Origin of the sequence: Ferrigenium kumadai, assembly GCF_018324385.1 — a bacterium.
Lineage (GTDB): Bacteria > Pseudomonadota > Gammaproteobacteria > Burkholderiales > Gallionellaceae > Gallionella > Gallionella kumadai.
The window spans coordinates 310,459-332,608 of sequence record NZ_AP019536.1 but is presented as its reverse complement, the minus strand read 5'-3'; the positions used below and the strand labels follow the sequence as shown (position 1 = coordinate 332,608).

The following is a 22,150-nucleotide window of genomic DNA, read 5'->3' as shown; positions in this document are numbered from 1 at the left end:
CATGCCGATCAGTCGCAATGACTACAAAAAATCACAACTCCCCAAGGTCGGTCGGTGCAGCAGTTCCAGCGCCAGGCTACTTCAACGCGGCCGCTCGCTGGAAATACTTCCCCGCCTCTTGCGGCTTGCCCAGGCGCTCCGCCAGCTGCCCCAGCGCGGTATACGCCGCGGGACTGGGTGCGACGCTGATGCTGGCGTCAAGGTAGCTCTGCGCCTTGCCCCACAGCCCCTGATGCAGGCACAGCTTGCCGAGCGCGAGCAGCAGGCCCGCATCATCGCGGTGCTGGTTGAGCCACTTCTCGGCCTGCTCGATCTGCCTCAGCACGTCTCCACTCGCGCCATCTGCGGGACGACAATCGCCATACAGCGCGACCAGTTCGCTGTCCCATTGCGCGTTCAGGCTGTCGGAAAGCAGTTGCTGCGCAAGAGGACTGCCGCCGTGCTGGATCAGCGCGCGAGCCGCGGTGGCCGCCACCTTGCTGCGCCGCTTGAAGTCGGCAGGAACCGCTTTCAGGCAGGCGGCCAGGCCATCCAGATCTTCCTGCTGGCGGATCTTTTCCAGCCAGGCCTGCTGGCGTATCTGCGCCGCCACCGTGACGTCGATGGCGGCACGCTTTTCCAGCTGGTCGAGCACGTTCAGCACTTCGTCCCAGTCGCCCGCCAGCTGCCTTGCTTTCAGCTCCAGTGACATCGCGCCTGTATGTCCCTTGACACCGCTGTCGCGCAATTCCTTCAGGGCATGCAGTGCGGCCTGCGGGTCGCGCTGGTCGAGCATGAACTTGGTGGTCGCCATCAGGCGCATGGTGGCGTCCCCCACCGACTTGCCCTCGGAGGCGGCAAGGTAGGCGTCGCGCTTCTCGAATTCGTGAAGTTCATGAGCGGCACGCGCCGCGATGATCGAATGAAGCGCGGAGGCGTCGCCCAGTTCCATCGCTTGCGCAGAAGCTTTTTCCGCCGCGGCATAGCGGCCTTCAAAGAAGGCGCCGAGCGATTCATCCATCAGCTTGCGCGCCTTGGCCTGCGAGCGCTCGATGCGGAACCTGCGCACATATTCCGGCAGACGCACCGCGGCGGACAGCAGGCGCACCAGGCCGTAACCGAAGATGAAGGCAAGCAGGAGCAGGACCACGAACAGGGTCAGCGACAGCTCGATGCGGTAGGGCGGGTAAACCAGCAGCACATAGGCCGGGTTATGCGCCGCGGTGACCAGCACGACCGCGGCGGCGAACAGCAGCAGCGTCCAGATCAGGTATTTCATCGCGCCGCCTTGTCGTGCGTCAGGCGGTAGTTGCGCACCGCCTGCAGACTGGCGCTGACATCAGGCAATTCGATGATGATGCTCGATGCCGACAGTTTTTTCAGGCCGGACAGCATACGCGCGCCCTCGTTCGACTTGGCGTCGAAATAGCGCGCAGTCCATGCCTGTGCGGTGTTCAACTCCTGCCTGAAACTTCCCTCGTCGCGCGTCAGCAGCGCCAGGCGCGCCGACAGCAGGCGCAGCTTGAGGTTCTCGCGCAGAAAGAACTCCTGCTGGGGCGGCAGCAGCGGGATCTCGGCCTTGCCGGTGTTCTCGATGCGCACCAGCTGCTTCGCCTCCTGCCATATCTCGCGCAGCAGCTTCTGCCAGCCTGTCTCGCCCTGCGGAGCCGCCGCCTGCGCGACCGCCGCCTGCGCGGCACGCTGCTGGTAGACCAGCGGCAGTGCATCCACCGCCGCCATGAGGTTGTCGAGCTGGAAATTGATGCCGGTGATATCCACGTCGGGCAGAGCGCGCAGCTTGTCCATATCCTGGCTGATCGCCTTGCGCAGCACATTGAACGCCGGACGGTTCATGCGCTGGAGGCGCGCATCCGCGCTCTGCATGGCGATCAGCGCGGCCTTCACGTTGGCCGACAGCTGCAGCTGCTGGCCGGCGATCAGCAGCATCTGCTCGACTTCCGCCAGAGCGGTCTCGTCGCGGCTGATCGACAGGTCGTTGTACAGCGCCTCCAGCGCGGCGCGCTGGTTCTGCGCCTCGGCATAGTGCGCCTCAAGTGCCGCCACCTTGTCCGACAGCTCGCGCACTTGGCCTTGGCTCTGCGCCAGCAGCATCTGGTTGGCCTTGCTGGTGCCGTCCATCTCGGCGATCTTCTCCGCCAGCTGCTGGCGCATCTCGCCGATGGCGCGGTGGCCGTCCAGCCACTGCCACAGGAAGATAACGACCAGCACCGCGAGTGTCATCTGCGTGATGCTGATGCGATCGAACAGGTCGGCGACCGAAATCTTGTGTGGCTTGGGCGCGGAAGCTTCCGCTGGGGCGTTTTCTTGTGTTGGGATTTGCTCGCTCATCTTGAACCTTTCGTTTCCGCCCATGCTACCAAACCGGCCAGCAGCCCGTCATCCCCGGATGCGGTCGGCAATACCTGCTGCCAGCCCTGCTGATGCGCCAGTTCGGCGATGCGCGCATGCGGCACGAACAGCGGCGTGTCGCGCAAGACCGAGCGCGCCTGTTCATCCAGCATCTGCCACAGGTAACCCAGCGCCTCGCTGCTGGTGACGGTGATCGCATCCGGTGCAGCCGCCAGCAATGCCGCGCCATCCTGCGCAGGCTTGCTCCGCCTGTAGCATTCGACGTATTCCACTTCCGCGCCGCGCGCCGCGAGCGTATCGCCCAACAGCTCGCGCCCGCCGTTGCCGCGGAAAATCATCACGCGCCGGCCGGCAACGTCCTGCAAGTCGGGCAAGGCCAGCAGCCCTTCGCTATCGAAACGTTCGGTCGGTGCGATGATGTCCGCGATACCCAGCTCGCGTAACGCCCTCGCGCTGCCTTGGCCGACGGTGGCGATCTTCAATGCTGATGGAAATGGGACGCCCGCGGCGCGCAGGGCCGCCATGCCGTACTGCACCGCATTCGGGCTGATGAAGATGGCGAGGTCGGACTGCGAGAGGCGGGAGAGCTGCTCGCTCAAAGTCGGGGTAATTTCCGCAGCCTCGATTTCCAGCAGGGGGAACAGCAGAGGTACGCCGCCGGACTGTTCGATATGTTGCGCCAACTGCACGGCCTGGTCGCTCGGCCGCGTGACGGCGATCTTCAGTCCGGCAAGCGGCCGATCAGCCATTCAAGGCGGCGAGAATCTCGCCTGCGCCTTGCGCCAGCAGCGCATCGGCGATCTTGTTGCCTAAGGCTTCCGGATCGGCGATGTCGCCGGTGAATTCCGCGCGCAGCATGCGCTTGCCGTCTGGCGTCGCGACGAAGCCGCGCATGCGCAGCTTGTCGCCCTGGACTTCGGCAAAGCCGCCCAGCGGAACCTGACAACTGCCGGCGAGCCTGCGGCTCATGGCGCGTTCCGCCAGCACGCAGGCTGCGGTCGGCGCATGGTGCAGCGGCTGCAGCGCGGCGATGACATCGGCACGGTCGGCGCGGCATTCGATGCCCAGCGCGCCTTGGCCCACGGCGGGCAGGCTGTCTTCGCTGGAGATGATGCCGCGGATGCGCTCGCCCAGGCCGAGGCGTTTCAGGCCTGCGGCGGCGAGGATGATGGCGGCGTACTGGCCTTCGTCCAGTTTGCGCAATCGGGTCTGCACGTTGCCGCGCAGCGGCTCGATCTTCAGGTGCGGGAAGCGCGCGCGCAGCTGGCTTTCGCGGCGCAGGCTGGAAGTGCCCACCACGCTGCCCGGCGGCAACTCGGACAAGTTCGCATACTGGTTCGAGACGAAGGCGTCGTGCGGGTCTTCGCGCTCGCCGATGGCGGCGAGGACGAAACCTTCCGGCAGCACCATCGGCACGTCCTTCAGGGAATGCACGGCGAGGTCGGCGCGACCGTCTTCCAGTGCGGTCTCCAGTTCCTTCACGAACAGGCCCTTGCCGCCGATCTTGGACAGCGTGACATTGAGGATCTGGTCGCCCTGGGTAGTCATGCCCAATATGCTGACCTCGGTTTGCGGGTATAATGCGCGCAGTCTGTCCCGGATGTGTTCCGCTTGCCACATGGCCAACGCGCTTTCGCGCGAAGCGATCACTAAACGAGAAGGGGAAGTTGGTGACGCCTGACTCATCGGATTTCCTAAATTTTTGAAGTTAATGCGCGGCGCATTCTAGCATAGGGTGCGCCGCGCTTTTGCGCCGACGTTGTTGAGATGAATGTGATGAACCTGATTTCCGCACCCGCCGATATTTCCAGTAAAGACCTCCCGCTGCGCGAAGACGTGCGTCTGCTCGGCCGCATCCTCGGCGACACCCTGCGCGAACAGGAGGGCGAGGAGACGTTCCAGCTGGTCGAGAGCGTGCGCCGCGCCGCGGTACGCTTCCGCAAGACCCAGGACGACCGCGACGGCGAAGCGCTGGAGCAGATGCTCGACGCGCTGTCGCCCAGCGAGACACTGTCCGTGGTGCGCGCCTTCAGCTACTTCTCGCAACTGTCCAACATCGCCGAAGACCTGCACCACAACCGCCGCCACCGCGCCCACCTCAAGGCGGGCAGCGCGCCCAAGGACGGCAGCCTGCTGCTGGCGCTTGACCGCATCGAGGGCAAGAAGGTCGACAAGAAGACCCTGCAAGCATTCCTGAACAGCGCGCTGGTCTCGCCGGTGCTGACCGCACACCCCACCGAGGTGCAGCGCAAGAGCATCCTCGACAACCAGCTCATCATCTCCAGCCTGCTGTCCAACCGCGACCGCGTGGACATGACGCCGGACGACCTGGCCGACAATGAAGAGGCCCTGCGCCGCTTCGTGCTGATCCTGTGGCAGACCCGCATGCTGCGCACCGCCAAGCTGACCGTGCGCGACGAGATCAAGAACGGCCTGGAGTACTACCGCTACACGTTCCTGAGCGAGATCCCCAAGCTCTACGCCAATCTGGAAAAGCAGCTTGAAGCGCGCTTCGACAAGGACATCAACGTGCCGCCGCTGCTGCGCGTCGGCAGCTGGATCGGCGGCGACCGCGACGGCAATCCCTTCGTCACCCATGACGTGATGATGGACGCCGTGCAGCAGCATTCCGCGCTGGCGCTCGAATACTACCTGAACGAGACCCACATCCTCGGCACGCGCCTGAGCCTGACCGACCGCCTCGTGGAAGTCACGCCCGAGTTGCGAGCCCTTTCCGACGCCTCGCCGGACAAGGCCACGCAGCGAGACGACGAACCCTACCGCCGTGCGCTGATTCTGGTCTACTCGCGTCTGTCGGCCACGGCCATCAAGCTCGGCCACGAGATCTCTCACCTGCCGCCGGTGGACAAGCATGCGCATCCTTACGCGAACCCGCAGGAGTTCATGGCGGACCTCGACGTGCTGATCGACTCGCTGTTCAAGCACGGTGCGGTGTATCTGGCCCGCGGCCGCCTGGCCAACCTACGCCGCGCCGTCGAGGTGTTCGGTTTCTATCTGGCGCCGCTGGACATGCGCCAGCACAGCGCGATCATCGAGCAGACCGTGGGCGAACTGTTCTCGCACAGCTCCGGCAAGGCCGGCTATGCCGACCTCGACGAAGCGACGAAACGAAGCGTGCTGCTCGAAGCCCTGCAGGCCGGCAAGCTCCTGCTCGCCGACATCAAGAAGTATTCCGACGTTCCGCAGAGCGAACTGCGCATCATGCAGGCCGCCGCGGAGATTCATAAGCGCTTCGGTCACGGCGCGCTGCCCAACCACATCATCTCCAAGACCGATGCGGTGAGCGACATGCTGGAAGTCGCGCTGATGCTGCAACAGGTCGGCCTGCTGGAAGGCAGCGACAAGCTGCACGTCAACATCATCCCGCTGTTCGAGACCATCGAAGACCTGCGCGGCGGCGGCAAGATCATGGACGAGCTGTTCTCCATCCCCTGGTACCGCAAGTTGCTGGAAAGCCGCGGCAACACTCAGGAAGTGATGCTGGGCTACTCCGACAGCAACAAGGACGGCGGCTACCTCACCGCGAACTGGGAACTGTACAAGGCCGAACTCGAACTGGTGCAGGTGTTCGAGAAGCACGGCATCGAGCTGCGCCTGTTCCACGGCCGCGGCGGCACCGTGGGCCGCGGCGGCGGCCCGAGCTACGACGCGATCCTGGCGCAACCGCCGGGCAGCGTGAACGGACAGATCCGCATCACCGAGCAAGGCGAAGTGATCGCCAGCAAGTATTCCAACCCGGAGATCGGCCGCCGCAACCTGGAAACGCTGATCGCCGCGACACTGGAAGCCACGCTGCTGCACCACCACGGCGCGGACAGCACCATGCCGGAATACCACCGCATCATGGAAGCGCTGAGCCTCGACGCCTTCGCCGCGTATCGCAAGCTGGTGTACGAAACACCGGGCTTCACCGAATATTTCTTCACCGCGACACCGATCCGCGAGATCGCCGAGCTGAACATCGGCAGCCGCCCGTCGTCACGCAAGGCGTCCGACAAGATCGAAGACCTGCGCGCCATCCCATGGGTATTCAGCTGGGGCTTGAACCGCGTGATGCTGCCGGGCTGGCTCGGCTTCGGCAGCGCGGTGAAGCAATTCATCGAACGCGAAGGCGAGGCCGGCCTCAAGCAACTGCAATCGATGTACAAGAACTGGGCATTCTTCCGCGGCCTGATGTCCAACATGGACATGGTGCTGTCCAAGACCGACATGGGCATCGCCTCGCGCTATGCCGAGCTGGTCGAGGACGTCGAACTGCGCGACCGCATCTTCGGCGCGATCAACAGCGAATGGGAGACCACGGTCGAGATGCTGTTCGCCGTCACCGGCAACAGCACCCTGCTGCAGGACAACCCCGCGTTCGCACGCAGCCTGCTGACCCGCTCGCCGTACATCGATCCGCTAAATCACCTGCAGGTCGCCCTGTTGCAGCGCCACCGCGCCGGGGACAACGACGAGCTGGTGAAACGCGCGATCCACCTGACCATCAACGGCATCGCGACGGGGCTGCGCAACAGCGGTTAGGAACTTCCGTGCGCATGGGGAGTCTTTGCTTCCTTTCGCCCCTTTCGGCAAGCCGCCCCGTGCGGCACCGGGTGGTTCAGGATGAACGGTTTCGGTTTTCGGCGTTGATTACGGCAACCATGCGCAAACTCGCACTCTCTCTACTCGCGATCCTGCTGCTCACCTCATGCAGCAGCCGGTCCACGCGCGGCATCGTTTCGGTCGCCACCAGCGGCACCGCGCGCACCGTCGCCCAGATCGCCACAAGCGGCAGCCCGGAAGCCGCCGCGCGCGCAATCATCCAGCGCAAGAAACTCACCTACATGCGCAACCCGCTGCAGCTCGCCAGCGACCTGAAGGGCGTCCAGCGCGACTTTCAGAAACTGATGGACATGCTGAGCGGCAACGCGGGCAAGAAGTGGGGCAAGAAGGACGCGCGCGTGCCCGACCGCACCCATTACGTGAAGTACACCCAGGGCTACCTCTCCCGCGCCATCGTCGACTTCGACCTCGGCGAGATCACCGTCGAGACGCTGGACGACAAGAATCCCGAGGGCAGCCTGTCCAACGCCATCGTCGCCACGCTGCTCACACCGGACGACCCGCGCGCCGTCGACCTGTTCTCGGACAAGGCCATCCGCCTCTCCAGCGAGCGCGATCCCTATCTGCTGGGGCTGGTGCTGGACGACGGTGGCCGCGCCATTTCCACGCCGCAACAGGCCGAACATTTCGCCAGTGGTTTGGTGGGCACCGCCCAGACCCGCAGCGTCGCCACCGACGCCGGGCGCAAGCAGGCGCGCTACGTGAAGTTCAATATGGTCAGCAACTTCGCCAACAAGCAGGCAGAGAAATACCGCCCGCTGGTCGAGCGTTACGCCAAGACCTACGGCATCAGCCCCAGCCTCGTGTTCGCCATCATGCGCACCGAGAGCAACTTCAACCCCTTCGCAGTCAGCTCCGCCCCCGCCTACGGCCTGATGCAGCTCGTCCCAACCAGCGGCGGACGCGACGCCTACAGGCGCGCCAAGGGCGCGAACCAGGTGCCGAGCAAGCAATACCTGTTCGACCCCGAGAACAACATCGAACTGGGCGCGGCCTACCTCAACGTACTCGCCTTCGACGAACTGGACGAAGTCGCCGACCTGGTCTCGCGCGAATACTGCGTCATCTCCGCCTACAACACCGGCCCCGGCAACGTCCTGCGCACCTTCGGCGGCTCCTCGAAGAACCGCGACCTCGCGCTCGACCAGATCAACAGCATGAGCGCCCCCGCCGTCTACGACAAACTGCGCTCCAACCTCCCCTACGCCGAAACGCGCCAGTACCTGCAAAAGGTCGTCGGCTTCCGCAAGCAGTTCATCGCTCTCAACTGAGCATTCCGGCCTCGCCGGAAATTATCTAGATAATTCGGCATATTGATTCTATAAGGGGGCTCGGGTAGGGTGCGCGACTGTCAAAATCGCCCATTTCGCATTGCATTGCGCCAATTGGGATGGCTACTTACGTTGGATATCACAAATAAGGAGGAGTATGGCAGCAAGAAAAAGCAAGAAGCTGGGGCGGCGCAGCTACAGAGATATATTTCTCGATAAGCTGCGAGAGCTAGTCGGCGATGAACAAAAGCTTATAAGCAATAACGCCGTTAAAGAAGCACTGGATTGGGATGACGAGCAATACAAGCGAATCAAAGGCCAGCTTCTAGATGAAAACCTAATCGTAGTTGGCCGCGGTTATGGCGGCAGTGTTGGCTTGGCAAACGCTCCTGGAGCAAAGGCCCTAACGTTGTTTATCTCGTACTCGCATGCCGACGAAGCATTAAAGAACGAGCTGCTAAAACATCTCGCTCCGCTTAAAAGATTGAAACTTATTGAAGCGTGGCATGACAGAAAACTGAAAGCAGGAGACGACCTAGATCATGAGATTTCGGCCAATTTGGAAAAGTCAGATATCGCGGTATTCCTGCTGAGCGTAGATTTCATCAACTCGCAGTACTGCTATGACGTAGAGTTGGAGAAAGCTCTGGAACTCCATGCAAAGGGACTTCTCGTTGTGGTTCCGGTGGTGCTTCGTAGCTGTCTTTGGCAACATACCCCATTGGCTAAATTGCTCGCTTTGCCACGAGACGGGAAGGCAGTAACTGCGTGGGCGGACAGGGACGAGGCACTTACTGATGTAGCAGAAGGCTTGCGGTTAAAGGCTCTCGATGTACTTGAGAACAAGTGATGTCTAACCTACAGATAAAAAAGTCAGCTTCGCATTTATCTTGCACACTCACGAAGAAGGAATGGTGGGCGCAGCCCGCCATGCGACTTTCCGGTTTTGGATTTTGATTTTTTCTCCCCTGTGCGCCGCCGAGTAGCGCAGGCTGGTCAGGGGAAGTCGGCGAGGACTGTTTGAGCACGTGGCCGCGCAGCGGATCGTGCGAGTTCCGCAGCCGCCTGACCAGTCGAGCAACGCAGGGTACCCACGAAGTGGGCGGCAAACCGGGGGCGACTTCTTTGGGTTACCTTTCTTGGCAAGACAAGAAAGGTAACTTGCTGCCGGGCAACCCCCGGCGGTTTTGTTTTTTCAGTCCTGCGGGCTTCGCCCATCCTTCGATACGGCTACGCCTACTCAGGACGAACGGCCTTTGATGTTGGGTATCGCCATGCTCAACCCATCCTACAAGCTCATCGTGCGTATGGGCGGGTTGGCGTTGCATAGCCAATCGACTAAGCCGCAAAGCGGCAAGTCGTTGGTTAAAACCCGCCCATACAACCTCAACCGAACTCCTTCACGATATGCTGCTGCCTCCGGCTGATCGCCAGCAACTCATCCAGCCCTTTCAGCTTCACCATCCACCCGCTGCCCTCACCCTCTTCCCCGCCCCCCTTCTCGAAACCCTCGATGGCATCCTTCGCCACCAGGCAATTGCGGTGGATGCGCACGAAGCGCGCGGCGAATTCCTTTTCCATCGCGGTGAGCGATTCTTCGAGCAGGTATTCGCGCTCGGCGGTACGCACCGTGACATATTTCAGTTCGGCGCGCAGGAACAACACCTGCTCGATGGGTACCAGATGGATCTTGCCGCGCTCGTGGATGGAGAGGTGCTTGCGCGGCTCGGGCAGGAGGTCGCGCAGCACCTCGGTCTGCACAGGCACGGCCTGGCGCGCGCGGGTGAGCGCCTCGAACAGGCGCCCCAATCGGATGGGCTTGAGCAGGTAGTCGATGGCGCGCAGCTCGAACGCATTGATCGCGTAGGAATCGTAGGCGGTGGTGAAAATGACCACCGGCGGCTTGGGCAGTTTTTGCAGGTGTTGCGCGAGTTCGATGCCGTCCATCTGCGGCATGCGGATGTCCAGCAGCACCACGTCGGCGGGCGTCTCCATCAGCTTGTCCAGCGCTTCCTGGCCGTTTCCTGCCTCGCCAACGACCTCCAGCGGCAACTGTTCGCTGCAGTCGTGAAGCAGATCGCGCAGGCGGTTGCGCGCGGGCGGTTCGTCGTCCACGATGAAGACGCGCAGGGCAAGTTCGATGGTGCTCATGCTGTTCCCTCCCTCACATAAGGCAGCGATATCTCGACGCGATAGAAGTCCTTGCCGTGCTCGACATGGTAGCGCGCCTCGACGTCGAACATCAGCTCCAGCCGCTCGCGGATATTCTGCAGCGCCATGCGGTTGCCGGTATGCAGCACGGCCTCGCGCACCGCGCAGGGGTTCTCCACCTTGATCAGCAGCTCATCGCCGCTGTGGCGCAGTTCGACACGGATGCTGCCGCCCTCCGGCAGCGACTCGATGCCGTGATAAACGGCGTTCTCCAGCAGGGGTTGCAGCAGCAGCGGCGGGATCAGCGCGTCGTCCTGTGCGTCGACCTGCCACTCCACCTGCAGGCGCTCGCCCATGCGCAATTGTTCGAGGGCGATGTATTGCCTGCCCAACAGGATCTCCTGCCGCAGCGGCACGAGGTCCTGCGGCTCGGCCATCGCCATGCGGAACAGGTCGGACATGTCCTCCAGCGCGGTCTCCGCCTGTTTGGGCTGTGCGCGCACGATGCTGAGCACAGCGTTGATGGTGTTGAACAGGAAATGCGGGCGGATGCGCGCGCGCAGCACATGCAGGCGCGCATCGTGCAGTGCATGCGACAGCACCTGGCTGCGCCAGCGGAAATACATCAGCAGGACGGCGCATACGACGATGCTGAGCAGCACGTAGCGAGCCGCATCGAAATAACTGCTATCGCGCCCGATCGGGTGGTACAGGTCGCCGCCGTAGTAGTAAGTGATCAGCGTTAGCATCACAGCGAGCGTATTCACTGCCAGCACACCCTTCAGGTAGGGTAAACGCGCCAGCCACGGTTGCGCCGCCCACAACATCAGCAGAGTGGTCAGCAGGACGGGGGAGAGCAGCGCGGCGATCTGTATCAGGTGCAGCGGCACCTCGCCCCAGGCATTGGCCAGCAGCAACGCCTCCAGCACCGCCAGTCCGTTGCAGATCAGCAGGATGCGCAGGGTCACGCCGAGGTTGCGGAAGTTGGGCAACGCGTCGGGCCGTGCGTTTTGTTTTATACTGCGCGCCTTATTCATGGCATGGAACTATCTGGTTTTATGCCGCAATTCTGGACGAGAGATGGCTAGCATACAAGATAAAGATACCTGGTCGGGACGTTTCAACGAGCCCGTGGCGGAACTAGTGAAGCGCTACACGGCGTCGGTGGACTTCGACCGCAAGCTGGCACTGTTCGACATCCGCGGCTCGCTGGCGCACGCGCAGATGTTGACCAGCTGCGGCATCATCGCCGCACAGGACCTGAGCGACATCCAGCGCGGCCTCGCGCAGATCGAGAACGAGATCATCGCCGGCGAATTCGAGTGGTCGCTGGACCTCGAGGACGTGCACCTCAATATCGAGAAGCGCCTCACCACGCTGGTGGGCGACGCGGGCAAGCGTTTGCACACCGGCCGTTCGCGCAACGACCAGGTGGCGACCGACGTGCGCCTGTACCTGCGCAGCGCCATCGACGACCTGCTCGAACTCATCAAGTCGCTGCAAAGCGCGCTGCTCGACCTCGCACAGCACCACACCCACACCATCATGCCCGGCTTCACCCACCTGCAGGTGGCGCAGCCGATCAGCTTCGCGCATCACCTGATGGCGTATTTCGAGATGCTCAAGCGCGACGCGGAACGCCTGCACGATGCCCGCCACCGAGTGAACCGCCTGCCCTTGGGCGCGGCAGCACTGGCCGGCACCAGCTATCCGATCAAGCGCGAGATGGTCGCCGAACTGCTGGGCTTCGAGGGGGTGTGCGAGAACTCGCTGGATGCGGTGTCAGACCGTGACTTCGCCATCGAATTCACCGCCTGCGCGTCGCTGATCATGACCCACCTGTCGCGCTTCTCCGAGGAACTGATCCTGTGGATGAGCCCGCGCGTGGGCTTCATCGACATCGCCGACCGCTTCTGCACCGGCTCTTCCATCATGCCGCAGAAGAAGAACCCGGACGTGCCGGAACTGGTGCGCGGCAAGACCGGGCGCGTGAACGGCCATCTGGTAGCACTCTTGACCCTGATGAAGGGGCAGCCGTTGGCCTACAACAAGGACAACCAGGAAGACAAGGAACCGCTGTTCGACACGGTGGAGACGCTGACCCAGACCCTGCGCATCTACGCCGACATGGTGGGCGGCATCAAGGTCAAGCCGGAAGCGATGCGTAGCGCCGCGTTGCAGGGCTACGCCACGGCGACCGACTTGGCCGATTACCTGGTGAAGAAAGGTGTGCCGTTCCGCGACGCGCACGAGGCGGTGGCATTGGCGGTGCGTTTTGCTGAACAGAAGGGCTGCGACCTCGCCGACATCGAACTGGCCGAGTTGCAGCAGTTCTCCGCGCACATCGCCGACGACGTGTATCAGGTGCTGTCGCTGGAAGGCTCGCTCGCCAGCCGTAACCACATCGGCGGCACAGCACCGAACCAGGTGGAAGCCGCCATCGCGCGGGCGCGCACTTATCTCGCATCGTAGGGGCGGGTTTCAAACCCGCCCTCCTCCAACAAGCAGGCAAAAAAACGGGCGACCTTGCGATCGCCCTAATAGGAGGAGAGTATGAAAAGTCGAGTTGTTGCCAACCACGAACCCTAACACTCGGAGCGGACTATATCTCCCTGCCTCCCAAATTCCTATATGCCAAAATACCTATATATTTCGGCCTAGTCACTTAGTGATTCCCCAGTAATTGCTTGAGTTCCCCGCTCTGGTACATCTCGGTCATGATGTCCGATCCGCCGATGAATTCGCCCTTGATATACAGCTGAGGGATAGTCGGCCAGTTGGCGTAGTCCTTGATGCCCTGGCGAATATCCGTATCCTGCAACACGTTCACGCTGAAGAAGTCTTTCACGCCGAGGGCGTGAAGGATGCGCACCGCGTTGGCTGAAAAGCCGCATTGCGGAAACGTCGGATTGCCTTTCATGTACAGCACCACGGGATGGGTGGTCACTTGCTCGTGGATGATCTTCTGGATGTCTGTGCTCATGGCGTCGTCATTACCCGAATCAAATAGTCGGGAATTCTAGGGGCGCGAATGCGCCGGCGTCAAGCACCCATTCAGCATCGCCGCATACGCGCCCAGGCACTCAAGCCGGAGCTCCACGAATTCTGCGAACACCCCGGCGAGGTGGTCCGCATCATATCTTCGACGGGCTTTTGTCCCCTCCCCGAGATTACTTCAACTTCTCGATACCCAGCATCTTCATGACGCTGCTTTCATAGAACGGATCGGAAGTACCCTTTTTCATTTTGCGGATGAAGTACTTCTCGAACGCGACCTTGGCGAGATGCACCCACTTGCCTTCGGAGAACCAGTTCACGTTGCGCGGGGGTATCTGCGGAATCGCCACAAAAGCCACACCGGTCTCGCCGAAATCGGCCAGGCACACCGCATTCCAGGTCGCCTCCTTGTCCGCCGTCTCGCCCACCAGGTCAGCATGGATGTTGTGCACCGTGGCGGTCACCATGGACTCGATCATGTAGCCGGTCTTGGGCGTGCCGACCGGAATGGGCGTGTGCTCTACCGGCGGGATGGCGACGCATACGCCGACCGCGAAGATGTTCTTGTACTTCTGGTTGCGCTGGTGCTTGTCCACGGTGATAAAGCCGCGCGGATTGGTCAGTCCTTCGATGCCAAACACCGCATCCACCCCCTTGAAAGCGGGCAGCATCATGCTGTAGCTGAACGGCAGCTCGTGCTTCTTCTTTTCCTCGCCCATGTCGTCGTGTTCGGTGACGTACATCTTGCCGTCTTCGATCTTAGTCACCTTGGCGTTGCAAATCCACTTGATGTGCTTGTCGCGCATGGCGGATTCGAGAATACCCTTGGAATCGCCCACACCGCCCAAGCCAAGGTGGCCGATGTAAGGCTCGGAGGTGACGAAGGTCATCGGCACCTTGTTGCGGATCTTGCGCTTGCGCAGGTCGGTTTCCATGATGAAGGCATACTCATAGGCAGGACCGAAGCAGGATGCACCCTGCACCGCGCCGACCACGATGGGGCCGGGGTGCTTGCAGAAGTCCTCCCACTCGTCATGCGACTTCATCGCATGGTCGATGTGGCACACCGAATAGGTGTGGCCGTGCGGCCCCAGCCCTTCGACTTCCTCGAAGGCCAGCTTCGGGCCGGTGGCGATCACGAGGTAATCGTAATTGACGGTCTGGCCATCGTTGAGCTCGAGCTGATTCTGGTCGGGATGCACACGCTTCACGCCGGTCGAGATGAACTCGATGCCCTTGCGCTCCAGATAGCTGCGCACCGGGAATTCGATATGCTTGCGATCGCGCCACTTCACACCCACCCAGGGGTTGGACGGCACGAAATGGAAGTTCTCGCCATTGTTGATAACGGTGACACGGTGCTGCTTGTCCAGCTTGTCGCGCATTTCGTATGCCGCCGGCATACCGCCGATCCCCGCGCCCATGATTACGATGTGTGCCATGTTCTCCCCCTCGCTGCCTGGTTGATAAACGTTGCCATGATTGTGCCACGAAAATACGACAGATAAGAGAACCTTCCTCCCGACACCCGCTTCGCTTACCATGTCGCGCGCGGTCACGGCATCGATAGGGAGCGCGACGGACTAAGGAACAACGAATCGAACAGGTTTCAATCAACGAGAAAGTTTTATGGATCAGAATCTGTACCAGGCTACCATCGGCGCCTTCGACAAGGCGAACGCGGAAGACCCGAACAAGGAGATGGCCGACGGCAAGGAATTTCCCAAGGAACTGCTCTACGCCCGGCGCATGACCGAGATGCAGGAACGCTACGCGCCCGAAGCCTCCGAGGCGGTGAAGCTCGCGGTGCGTGCGCAGCACATCCAGCGCTGGAAGATCCCTCGTAGCGACTACGCCATGGACAAGCCGGGCTACATGCTGTGGCGCACCACGCTGTACAAGTTCCATGCGGAAACCGCGGGCAACCTGATGAAGGAAGCAGGCTACGACGACGGGATGATCGCACGCGTAAAAAACATCGTCAGCAAGAAGGAACTCAAGACCGATCCGGAGACGCAACTGATGGAAGACATCGTCGATCTGGTGTTCATCGAGCACTACATGCTCGCCTTCGCCGGGCAACACGCCGACTACGACGAGGCCAAGTGGATCGTCATCATCAAGAAGACCTGGAACAAGATGTCCGCGCGCGCGCACGAGTTCGCACTCGCGGGCAAGATCAAGCTGCCGGAGGCGCTGGTGCCGCTGATCCTGAAGGCCGTCCAATAGCATGGATTTCCTGCCGGTCTTTCATAACGTCAAAGGCAAACTATGCCTCGTGGTGGGCGGCGGCCAGGTCGCCACGCGCAAGGCGGGCGTGCTGCTGGAGGCGGGCGCGAAGGTACGGGTGGTCGCGCCGGAGATCGAGAACGCACTTGCAGCAGAGGAAGGTATCGAGGTCGTCGTTGCGCACTTCGAACCGCAGCATCTCAACGGCGCGACGCTGGTCATCGCCGCGACCAATGACCACGATGTGAACAAAAAAGTCTCCGAGCTGGCACAGGCGCGCAACATCCCCGTGAACGTGGTGGATGATCCCGAGCTATGCAGCTTCATCATGCCCGCAATCCTCGACCGTTCACCGCTGATGGTCGCTTTTTCCAGCGGCGGCGCTTCGCCCGTGCTGACACGCATGATGCGCGGCAAGCTGGAGACCGTCATTCCGCAGAACTACAGCCGCCTCGCCGCTTTCGCCGAGCGCTTCCGCGAACAGGTCAAGCAGCGCGTCACCGATCCGGCCAAGCGCCGCATCTTCTGGGAGAACGTGTTCGAGGGCGTAGTCGCCGAGAAGGTGCTGACCGGCGACGAGGCCAGCGCCGAAGCGATGCTGCAGCAGATGCTGGCGAGCGAGGACAACGTCCGGCGCGGCGAGGTGTACCTCGTCGGCGCGGGCCCTGGCGACCCCGACCTGCTGACCTTCCGCGCGCTGCGCCTGATGCAGAAAGCCGACGTGGTGGTATACGACAACCTCGTGTCCAAGCCCATCGTCGAGATGACACGGCGCGACGCAGAGCGCATCTTCGTCGGCAAGAAGCGCGCCGACCACACGCTGCGTCAGGAAGAGATCAACGAGCTGCTGGTGCGCCTCGCCAAGGAAGGCAAGCGCGTGCTGCGCCTCAAGGGCGGCGACCCGTTCATCTTCGGGCGCGGCGGCGAGGAGATCGAGACACTGGCCGCCGAGGGCATTGCGTTCCAGGTCGTGCCCGGCATCACCGCGGCTTCCGGCGTGGCATCCTACGCGGGCATCCCGCTGACCCACCGCGACCACGCACAGTCCTGCATGTTCGTCACCGGCCACTTGAAGGACGGCACGATGAATCTCGACTGGGAGCAACTCGCGCGCCCGAAGCAAACCGTGGTGGTGTATATGGGACTGCACGGGCTCGATACCCTGTGCGCGAAGCTCATCGAACACGGCCTGCCCGATACGACACCCATCGCCATCGTGCAGCAGGGCACTACACCGAACCAGCGCGTCATCACCGGCACATTGTCGACGCTGCCTGCCATCGCCGAACGGGAGCAGCCGCAGCCGCCCACACTCATCATCGTCGGCGGCGTGGTCACGCTGCGCGACAAGCTCGCGTGGTTTCATCCGCAGCCGCTCGATGCAAAGCCGTAGAATGGGCGAGTGCACTCTGGTTTACAATTCGTCACAAACTATCACCCCAGGAGCAGATCATGAGTTTTAGCGAAGTCGACGTGCAGAGCGCGTTGAAGAATCTGGTCGACCCCAACACCAGGAAGGATTTTGTCAGCGGCAAGTCCGTGAAGAACGTCAAGGTTAGCGGCAATAACGTGACGCTCGACATCCTGCTGGGCTATCCGGCGAAGAGCGTGTGGGACGAGATCCGCGCGATGGTCGAGGCGCACCTGAAAAACGCATTGCCCGGCGCTGGCAGGATCGGCGTCAATGTCAGCAGCAAGGTCGTGCCGCACGCGGTGCAGCGCGGCGTAAAGCTGGTCGAGGGCGTGAAGAACATCATCGCGGTGGCGAGCGGCAAGGGCGGCGTGGGCAAGAGCACCACGGCGGTGAACCTCGCGCTGGCGCTGGCCGCCGAAGGCGCGCGCGTCGGCGTGCTGGATGCCGACATCTACGGTCCGTCGCAACCCACCATGCTGGGCATCTCCGGACAGCCGGAATCCGCCGACGGCAAGACCATGCAGCCGATGATGAGCCACGGCCTGCAGGCGATGTCCATCGGCTTCCTCATCGATGCGAACGACACGCCGATGATCTGGCGCGGCCCGATGGTGACGCAGGCGCTGGACCAGCTGTTGCACCAGACCAAGTGGGACAACCTCGACTACCTCGTCGTGGACCTGCCGCCCGGCACCGGCGACGTGCAGCTCACGCTGGCGCAGAAGGTGCCCGTGACCGGCGCGGTGATCGTCACCACGCCTCAGGACATCGCGCTGATGGACGCGCGCAAGGGGCTCAAGATGTTCGAGAAGGTCGGCATCAAGATTGTCGGCATCGTCGAGAACATGAGCACGCACATCTGCTCGAAGTGCGGCCATGAGGAACACATCTTCGGCGCGGGCGGGGGCGAGAAGATGTGCGCTGACTACAACGTGGAATTCCTCGGCGGCCTGCCGCTCGACATCCGCATCCGCGAACAGGCCGACTCCGGCGAACCGACCGTGGTGGCCGATCCCGACGGCAGCATCGCACGGGTGTACAAGCAGATCGCGCGCCGCATCGCGGTGAAGGTCGCAGAGATGGCGCAGGACCACAGCGCAGCGTTCCCGAAGATAGTCGTGCAAAATACCTGACAGGATGCCGATAAACTGCTGCGCACCGCCTCGCTGAAATTCATGCAGACCGCGATGTCGCGCCAGTATGCGGTATTTCCCTTATTGCACAGACCTGATTGGCGGTGCATATTCGGACTCAAACGCGCAGCAGTCGCCGCATTCCGCCCCGCGCATGCGCAACCGTAAAAACTGACCACCCATAAAAACATGAGCAATTTACCCGTCGACGAACTCGAACTGCTGGGTTCCGGTGTCGCCGCTTCCGACCGCATCTCCGCCATGCTGGAGAATGCGCACATGTTCCGCGATTTCGAGTGGGCACAGATCCAGACGCTGTCCAACTACATCCAGCTGTACCGTGCCCATCCGAACACCGTGCTGTTCCGCGAAGGTGAGAAGGGCGACTTCATGTGTGTCGTGCTGGAAGGCAAGCTGGATGTCGTCAAGGAGAGCCAGGAAGGCATCGAGAAGATCGTCGCCACGGTGACGCCGGGGCGTAGCCTGGGCGAGATGGCGATGGTGGATGGAGAACCGCGCTCGGCCACCGCAGTGGTCATGGCGCCGACGGTGCTGGCCGTGCTGACGCAGGAGAACTTCGCGACGATGCTGCGAGACAAGCCCGCGCTCGCCGCCAAGATGCTGCATAAGATCGCGCAACTGCTCAGCCAGCGGCTGCGCCAGACCAGCGGAATGTTGGTCGATTATCTCGAAAGCTAAGAGTTCCTATAGGGGAAGGCGCCCGCCGCTCACCCGCTCTATCCCCGCCAGATCACGCGCCGAGAACACCTCGGCGAATCCGGCTTCAATAAGCAGCCCGCGCACCCGTTCGGCCTGGTCGTAGCCGTGCTCGAACATCAGCCAGCCGCCTGCTGTGAGATGCTCCTTCGCGTCCGCGATGATGCGGCGGATATCGTCCAGCCCGTCCGCGCCGGAAGCCAGCGCGGTGTGCGGCTCGAAGCGCAGGTCGCCTTGTTCCAGATGCGCATCGGCGTCGGCGATGTAAGGCGGGTTGGAAACGATGAGGTCGAAACACTCGCCCGCCAGTGCGGAGAACCAGTCGCTCTGTGCGAAATGCGTGTTGCCGATGTTCAAGCGCAGCGCATTGTCGCGCGCAACTTCCAGTGCATCGTTGGAGAAGTCTGCCGCCGTCACCTCCGCATCGGGACGTGAGTGGGCGATGGAGAGCGCGATCGCGCCGCTGCCCGTACCGAGGTCCAGCACACGCCCGCCTTGCGGCATGCGCTGCAACGCCAGTTCCACCAGCAACTCGGTATCGGGACGCGGGATCAGCGTCGCGGGCGTGACCCTGAAATCCAGACCGAAGAATTCGCGCTCGCCGAGGATGTAGGCGAGCGGCTCGCCCGCCATGCGGCGATTCAACAGCGCACGGTACGCAGACGCCTGCGCCTCGTCCAGCACCTGCTCGGGATGCGCCAGCAGGTACGCGCGCGAAACGCCGAGGACATGCTGCAACAGCATCTGCACCTCGATGCGCGCCGTGCCGGGATCCAGAGACAGTGCGGATTCCAGCGCGGCTTTGTCTTGCGTCAGAAGGAATTGGATGGAGGGCGGCATGGCCCGTACAGCCCTTAGATGCTTTCTTCCGCCATCGCGGCGAGCTGTTCGGCCTGATGCTCGGCCATCAGCGCGCCGGTCAGTTCGCTGATGTCGCCGTCCATGATCTGGTCCATCTTGTACAGCGTGAGGTTGATGCGATGGTCGGTGACGCGGCCTTGAGGGTAGTTGTAGGTGCGGATGCGCTCGGAGCGGTCGCCGCTGCCGACCAGGCTCTTGCGCGTCGCGGCGATCTGGGCCTGCTGCTCGCGTACCTGCGCATCCATGATGCGCGCGGCCAGCACGCGCATCGCCTGCGCTTTGTTCTGGTGCTGGGAGCGACCGTCCTGGCACTCGACCACCACGCCGGTCGGCAGGTGGGTGATGCGCACCGCGGAGTCGGTCTTGTTGATGTGCTGGCCGCCCGCGCCGCTGGCGCGGAAGGTGTCGATGCGCAGGTCGGCGGGATTCAGCACCACGTCGCTCACCTCGTCCACTTCGGGCATCACCGCGACGGTGCAGGCGGAGGTATGCACGCGGCCCTGCGTCTCGGTGGCGGGCACGCGCTGCACGCGGTGCGCGCCTGATTCGAACTTCAGCACCGAGTAGGCGCCCTGTCCCGCGATCTTGGCGATGATCTCCTTGTAGCCGCCCATTTCACCGGGGCTCTCGGAGATGATCTCGACCTGCCAGCGGCGGCGCTCGGCGAAGCGCGAGTACATGCGAAACAGGTCGCCCGCGAACAGCGCAGCCTCGTCGCCGCCGGTGCCGGCGCGGACTTCGAGGAACACACCGCGCTCATCGTTGGGGTCCTTGGGCAGCAGCTGCACTTCCAGTTCGCGGTCGAGCTGCGCCAGGCGCTCCTCGCCCTGCTTGATCTCGGCCTCGGCGAACTCCTTCATGTCCGGATCGTCCGCCATCTCCTTCGCGGTCGCGATGTCGGCCTCGCAGGTCCTGTAGGCGTGGTACAGCGAAACCACCGGCTCCAGCTCGGCGCGCTCGCGGCTGAGCTTGCGGAACGTGTCCATGTCCCTGGTGGCTTCTTCGGTGCTCAGCAGCTGGTCGACTTCGAGCAGGCGCTCGCTCAGTTGAGCGAGCTTGGCGGCAATATTGGCTTTCATTCTTCCGACTGGAGGTGGTACAGGCGATGGATGACTTCGAGGAACGCCTCGCGGTCGTCGCCGTGAACCTGGTTCAGCGCGTGGGTGGGCGCGTGCAGGAATTTGTTGGTCAGGCCGCTGCTCATCGCGTCCAGCACCCGCTCGGGATCTTCGCCTTTCGCCAGTAGGCGCAAGGCCTTCTCCAACTCGTGGCGGCGGTTGCGCTCGGCCTGGTCGCGCAGTGCACGGATGGTCGGCACCACTTCGCGCGATTCCATCCAGTGGATGAAGTCGGATACGCCGGAATCGATGATGACCTCGGCTTCCTTCACCGCGCTCTGGCGCGCGTCGAGGCCGTCCTTCACCACCTCGGCGATGTCGTCCACGGTGTACAGGAACACATCGCTCAACTCGGACACTTCCGCCTCCACGTCGCGCGGCACGGCCAGGTCGACGATGAACAGCGGGCGGTGCTTGCGCGCCTTGAGCGCGCGCTCGACCATGCCCTTGCCGAGGATGGGCAATTGGCTGGCGGTACAGGTGACGATGATGTCGTGCTGCGCGAGCTGCTCCGGCAGGTCGGTCAGCGTGATCGCCGTACCGTTGATGCGCCGCGCCAGGGTCTGCGCGCGCTCCAGCGTGCGGTTGGCGACAGTGATGTGTTTGGGTGCGCGTGCGGCGAAGTGCACCGCGTTGAGTTCGATCATCTCGCCCGCGCCGATGAACAGCACGCTTTGCTCGGAGATGCTCGGGAAGATGCGTTCGGCCAGCTTGACCGCGGCCGCGGCCATGGACACCAGGTTCGCGCCGATCTCGGTCTGGGTGCGCACGTCCTTCGCCACCGAGAAGGTGCGCTGGAACAACTTGTGCAGCAGGAAGCCCAGCGTGCCGGCCTGCTCGGCCTGGCGCACCGCCTGCTTCATCTGGCCGAGGATCTGGGGCTCGCCCAGCACCATCGAGTCCAGCCCGCTGGCGACGCGGAACGAGTGCTTCACCGCCTGCTCGCGCGGCAGGGTGTAGAGATAGGGGTCGATGTCCTTGCGCGGCAGGTGGTGGTACTGCGCCAGCCAGTCGATGGCCTGCTCGGGCTTGGCGGCGTTGCAGTACAACTCGGTGCGGTTGCAGGTGGAGAGGATCGCCGCTTCCTTCGCCGCGCCGTTCTCCACGAGGTCGCGCAGCGCGTTCTCCATCCCTTCGACGTTAAACGCGACCTGTTCGCGCACGGAGAGCGGCGCGGTCTGATGGTTAATGCCAAAAGCGAACAGTTGCATCTTGGTAACGGCTGACGTCAAAGCTTAAAGGGAGGCGAATTATAGTCGCAACGGCGTGGCAATGCCATCCGCC

General features: G+C 62.7%; 19 protein-coding genes. 8 read left to right on the top strand and 11 right to left on the bottom strand.

What is annotated here, in order from left to right:
• Nucleotides 1-76 precede the first annotated feature (76 nt).
• The 4 genes from FGKAn22_RS01475 to hemC are packed head-to-tail and all read right to left on the bottom strand — an operon-like array spanning nucleotide 77 to nucleotide 4,035.
• Nucleotides 77-1,258 (bottom strand): heme biosynthesis HemY N-terminal domain-containing protein, encoded by a 1,182-nt coding sequence (locus FGKAn22_RS01475; protein ID WP_212786227.1) that lies wholly within the window; start codon nucleotides 1,256-1,258, stop codon nucleotides 77-79.
• Nucleotides 1,255-2,328, bottom strand: a complete 1,074-nt coding sequence (locus tag FGKAn22_RS01470) for a uroporphyrinogen-III C-methyltransferase (RefSeq protein ID WP_212786226.1) — start codon at nucleotides 2,326-2,328, stop codon at nucleotides 1,255-1,257. Before FGKAn22_RS01470 ends, FGKAn22_RS01475 begins: the two co-directional genes overlap by 4 nt.
• Nucleotides 2,325-3,098: a uroporphyrinogen-III synthase gene (locus FGKAn22_RS01465; RefSeq protein ID WP_212786225.1), complete on the bottom strand. Its 774-nt coding sequence runs from the start codon at nucleotides 3,096-3,098 to the stop codon at nucleotides 2,325-2,327. The genes FGKAn22_RS01470 and FGKAn22_RS01465 overlap by 4 nt, the downstream gene beginning before the upstream one ends.
• Entirely contained in the window at nucleotides 3,091-4,035 is a 945-nt protein-coding gene (gene hemC / locus FGKAn22_RS01460) for a hydroxymethylbilane synthase (protein ID WP_212786224.1), read from the bottom strand. The genes FGKAn22_RS01465 and hemC overlap by 8 nt, the downstream gene beginning before the upstream one ends.
• Before the next feature lie 90 nt (nucleotides 4,036-4,125).
• Here hemC and ppc point away from each other — a divergent pair, with 90 nt between their 5' ends.
• The 3 genes from ppc (at nucleotide 4,126) to FGKAn22_RS01445 (ending at nucleotide 9,096) form a co-directional block, all read left to right on the top strand.
• Nucleotides 4,126-6,894 carry a phosphoenolpyruvate carboxylase gene (ppc, locus tag FGKAn22_RS01455; protein WP_212786223.1) on the top strand — a complete coding sequence of 923 codons (2,769 nt, stop codon included), beginning with the start codon at nucleotides 4,126-4,128 and terminating at the stop codon, nucleotides 6,892-6,894.
• A 119-nt stretch (nucleotides 6,895-7,013) separates the two neighbouring features.
• Entirely contained in the window at nucleotides 7,014-8,246 is a 1,233-nt protein-coding gene (locus FGKAn22_RS01450; protein WP_212786222.1) for a murein transglycosylase domain-containing protein, read from the top strand.
• Nucleotides 8,247-8,403: 157 nt separating this feature from the next.
• Entirely contained in the window at nucleotides 8,404-9,096 is a 693-nt protein-coding gene (locus FGKAn22_RS01445; protein ID WP_212786221.1) for a TIR domain-containing protein, read from the top strand.
• Nucleotides 9,097-9,632: 536 nt separating this feature from the next.
• Here the strand turns inward: FGKAn22_RS01445 and FGKAn22_RS01440 are convergent.
• Nucleotides 9,633-10,397, bottom strand: coding sequence for a LytR/AlgR family response regulator transcription factor (locus FGKAn22_RS01440; protein WP_212786220.1), 765 nt, complete (start codon nucleotides 10,395-10,397; stop codon nucleotides 9,633-9,635).
• Nucleotides 10,394-11,434 carry a sensor histidine kinase gene (locus FGKAn22_RS01435; RefSeq protein WP_212786219.1) on the bottom strand — a complete coding sequence of 347 codons (1,041 nt, stop codon included), beginning with the start codon at nucleotides 11,432-11,434 and terminating at the stop codon, nucleotides 10,394-10,396. Before FGKAn22_RS01435 ends, FGKAn22_RS01440 begins: the two co-directional genes overlap by 4 nt.
• Before the next feature lie 43 nt (nucleotides 11,435-11,477).
• Between FGKAn22_RS01435 and argH the strand changes: the two genes are divergently transcribed.
• Nucleotides 11,478-12,869 carry an argininosuccinate lyase gene (gene argH, locus FGKAn22_RS01430; RefSeq protein WP_212786218.1) on the top strand — a complete coding sequence of 464 codons (1,392 nt, stop codon included), beginning with the start codon at nucleotides 11,478-11,480 and terminating at the stop codon, nucleotides 12,867-12,869.
• Between the two features lie 193 nt (nucleotides 12,870-13,062).
• Here argH and grxD read toward each other — a convergent pair whose 3' ends face one another.
• Nucleotides 13,063-13,380 carry a Grx4 family monothiol glutaredoxin gene (gene grxD, locus FGKAn22_RS01425; RefSeq protein WP_212786217.1) on the bottom strand — a complete coding sequence of 106 codons (318 nt, stop codon included), beginning with the start codon at nucleotides 13,378-13,380 and terminating at the stop codon, nucleotides 13,063-13,065.
• Between the two features lie 187 nt (nucleotides 13,381-13,567).
• Nucleotides 13,568-14,836 (bottom strand): NAD(P)/FAD-dependent oxidoreductase, encoded by a 1,269-nt coding sequence (locus FGKAn22_RS01420; RefSeq protein WP_212786216.1) that lies wholly within the window; start codon nucleotides 14,834-14,836, stop codon nucleotides 13,568-13,570.
• Between the two features lie 187 nt (nucleotides 14,837-15,023).
• Between FGKAn22_RS01420 and FGKAn22_RS01415 the strand changes: the two genes are divergently transcribed.
• The 4 genes from FGKAn22_RS01415 (at nucleotide 15,024) to FGKAn22_RS01400 (ending at nucleotide 18,869) form a co-directional block, all read left to right on the top strand.
• Nucleotides 15,024-15,623, top strand: coding sequence for a DUF4202 domain-containing protein (locus FGKAn22_RS01415; RefSeq protein ID WP_212786215.1), 600 nt, complete (start codon nucleotides 15,024-15,026; stop codon nucleotides 15,621-15,623).
• A 1-nt stretch (nucleotide 15,624) separates the two neighbouring features.
• Nucleotides 15,625-17,016, top strand: a complete 1,392-nt coding sequence (gene cysG, locus FGKAn22_RS01410; protein WP_212786214.1) for a siroheme synthase CysG — start codon at nucleotides 15,625-15,627, stop codon at nucleotides 17,014-17,016.
• Nucleotides 17,017-17,075: 59 nt separating this feature from the next.
• Nucleotides 17,076-18,170 (top strand): iron-sulfur cluster carrier protein ApbC, encoded by a 1,095-nt coding sequence (apbC, locus tag FGKAn22_RS01405; RefSeq protein WP_212786213.1) that lies wholly within the window; start codon nucleotides 17,076-17,078, stop codon nucleotides 18,168-18,170.
• 189 nt (nucleotides 18,171-18,359) lie between these two features.
• Nucleotides 18,360-18,869 carry a cyclic nucleotide-binding domain-containing protein gene (locus FGKAn22_RS01400; protein ID WP_212786212.1) on the top strand — a complete coding sequence of 170 codons (510 nt, stop codon included), beginning with the start codon at nucleotides 18,360-18,362 and terminating at the stop codon, nucleotides 18,867-18,869.
• A gap of 6 nt (nucleotides 18,870-18,875) precedes the next feature.
• Here the strand turns inward: FGKAn22_RS01400 and prmC are convergent, their stop codons facing one another.
• Genes prmC through hemA form a run of 3 tightly spaced genes read right to left on the bottom strand, consistent with a single transcriptional unit; the run spans nucleotide 18,876 to nucleotide 22,077 of the window.
• The gene (gene prmC / locus FGKAn22_RS01395; protein WP_212786211.1) at nucleotides 18,876-19,727 is read right to left on the bottom strand and encodes a peptide chain release factor N(5)-glutamine methyltransferase; all 852 of its coding nucleotides are present in this window, start codon (nucleotides 19,725-19,727) and stop codon (nucleotides 18,876-18,878) included.
• A gap of 14 nt (nucleotides 19,728-19,741) precedes the next feature.
• Nucleotides 19,742-20,827, bottom strand: coding sequence for a peptide chain release factor 1 (prfA, locus tag FGKAn22_RS01390; RefSeq protein ID WP_212786210.1), 1,086 nt, complete (start codon nucleotides 20,825-20,827; stop codon nucleotides 19,742-19,744).
• Nucleotides 20,824-22,077: a glutamyl-tRNA reductase gene (gene hemA, locus FGKAn22_RS01385; RefSeq protein ID WP_212786209.1), complete on the bottom strand. Its 1,254-nt coding sequence runs from the start codon at nucleotides 22,075-22,077 to the stop codon at nucleotides 20,824-20,826. Before hemA ends, prfA begins: the two co-directional genes overlap by 4 nt.
• Nucleotides 22,078-22,150 lie beyond the last annotated feature (73 nt).

What these genes read in the sequence shown, in the direction of transcription:
- FGKAn22_RS01475 (WP_212786227.1), bottom strand. Translation starts at nt 1,258, where the DNA reads ATGAAATACCTGATCTGGACGCTGCTGCTGTTCGCCGCCGCGGTCGTG.
- FGKAn22_RS01470 (WP_212786226.1), bottom strand. Translation starts at nt 2,328, where the DNA reads ATGAGCGAGCAAATCCCAACACAAGAAAACGCCCCAGCGGAAGCTTCC.
- FGKAn22_RS01465 (WP_212786225.1), bottom strand. Translation starts at nt 3,098, where the DNA reads ATGGCTGATCGGCCGCTTGCCGGACTGAAGATCGCCGTCACGCGGCCG.
- hemC (WP_212786224.1), bottom strand. Translation starts at nt 4,035, where the DNA reads ATGAGTCAGGCGTCACCAACTTCCCCTTCTCGTTTAGTGATCGCTTCG.
- ppc (WP_212786223.1), top strand. Translation starts at nt 4,126, where the DNA reads ATGAACCTGATTTCCGCACCCGCCGATATTTCCAGTAAAGACCTCCCG.
- FGKAn22_RS01450 (WP_212786222.1), top strand. Translation starts at nt 7,014, where the DNA reads ATGCGCAAACTCGCACTCTCTCTACTCGCGATCCTGCTGCTCACCTCA.
- FGKAn22_RS01445 (WP_212786221.1), top strand. Translation starts at nt 8,404, where the DNA reads ATGGCAGCAAGAAAAAGCAAGAAGCTGGGGCGGCGCAGCTACAGAGAT.
- FGKAn22_RS01440 (WP_212786220.1), bottom strand. Translation starts at nt 10,397, where the DNA reads ATGAGCACCATCGAACTTGCCCTGCGCGTCTTCATCGTGGACGACGAA.
- FGKAn22_RS01435 (WP_212786219.1), bottom strand. Translation starts at nt 11,434, where the DNA reads ATGAATAAGGCGCGCAGTATAAAACAAAACGCACGGCCCGACGCGTTG.
- argH (WP_212786218.1), top strand. Translation starts at nt 11,478, where the DNA reads ATGGCTAGCATACAAGATAAAGATACCTGGTCGGGACGTTTCAACGAG.
- grxD (WP_212786217.1), bottom strand. Translation starts at nt 13,380, where the DNA reads ATGAGCACAGACATCCAGAAGATCATCCACGAGCAAGTGACCACCCAT.
- FGKAn22_RS01420 (WP_212786216.1), bottom strand. Translation starts at nt 14,836, where the DNA reads ATGGCACACATCGTAATCATGGGCGCGGGGATCGGCGGTATGCCGGCG.
- FGKAn22_RS01415 (WP_212786215.1), top strand. Translation starts at nt 15,024, where the DNA reads ATGGATCAGAATCTGTACCAGGCTACCATCGGCGCCTTCGACAAGGCG.
- cysG (WP_212786214.1), top strand. Translation starts at nt 15,625, where the DNA reads ATGGATTTCCTGCCGGTCTTTCATAACGTCAAAGGCAAACTATGCCTC.
- apbC (WP_212786213.1), top strand. Translation starts at nt 17,076, where the DNA reads ATGAGTTTTAGCGAAGTCGACGTGCAGAGCGCGTTGAAGAATCTGGTC.
- FGKAn22_RS01400 (WP_212786212.1), top strand. Translation starts at nt 18,360, where the DNA reads ATGAGCAATTTACCCGTCGACGAACTCGAACTGCTGGGTTCCGGTGTC.
- prmC (WP_212786211.1), bottom strand. Translation starts at nt 19,727, where the DNA reads ATGCCGCCCTCCATCCAATTCCTTCTGACGCAAGACAAAGCCGCGCTG.
- prfA (WP_212786210.1), bottom strand. Translation starts at nt 20,827, where the DNA reads ATGAAAGCCAATATTGCCGCCAAGCTCGCTCAACTGAGCGAGCGCCTG.
- hemA (WP_212786209.1), bottom strand. Translation starts at nt 22,077, where the DNA reads ATGCAACTGTTCGCTTTTGGCATTAACCATCAGACCGCGCCGCTCTCC.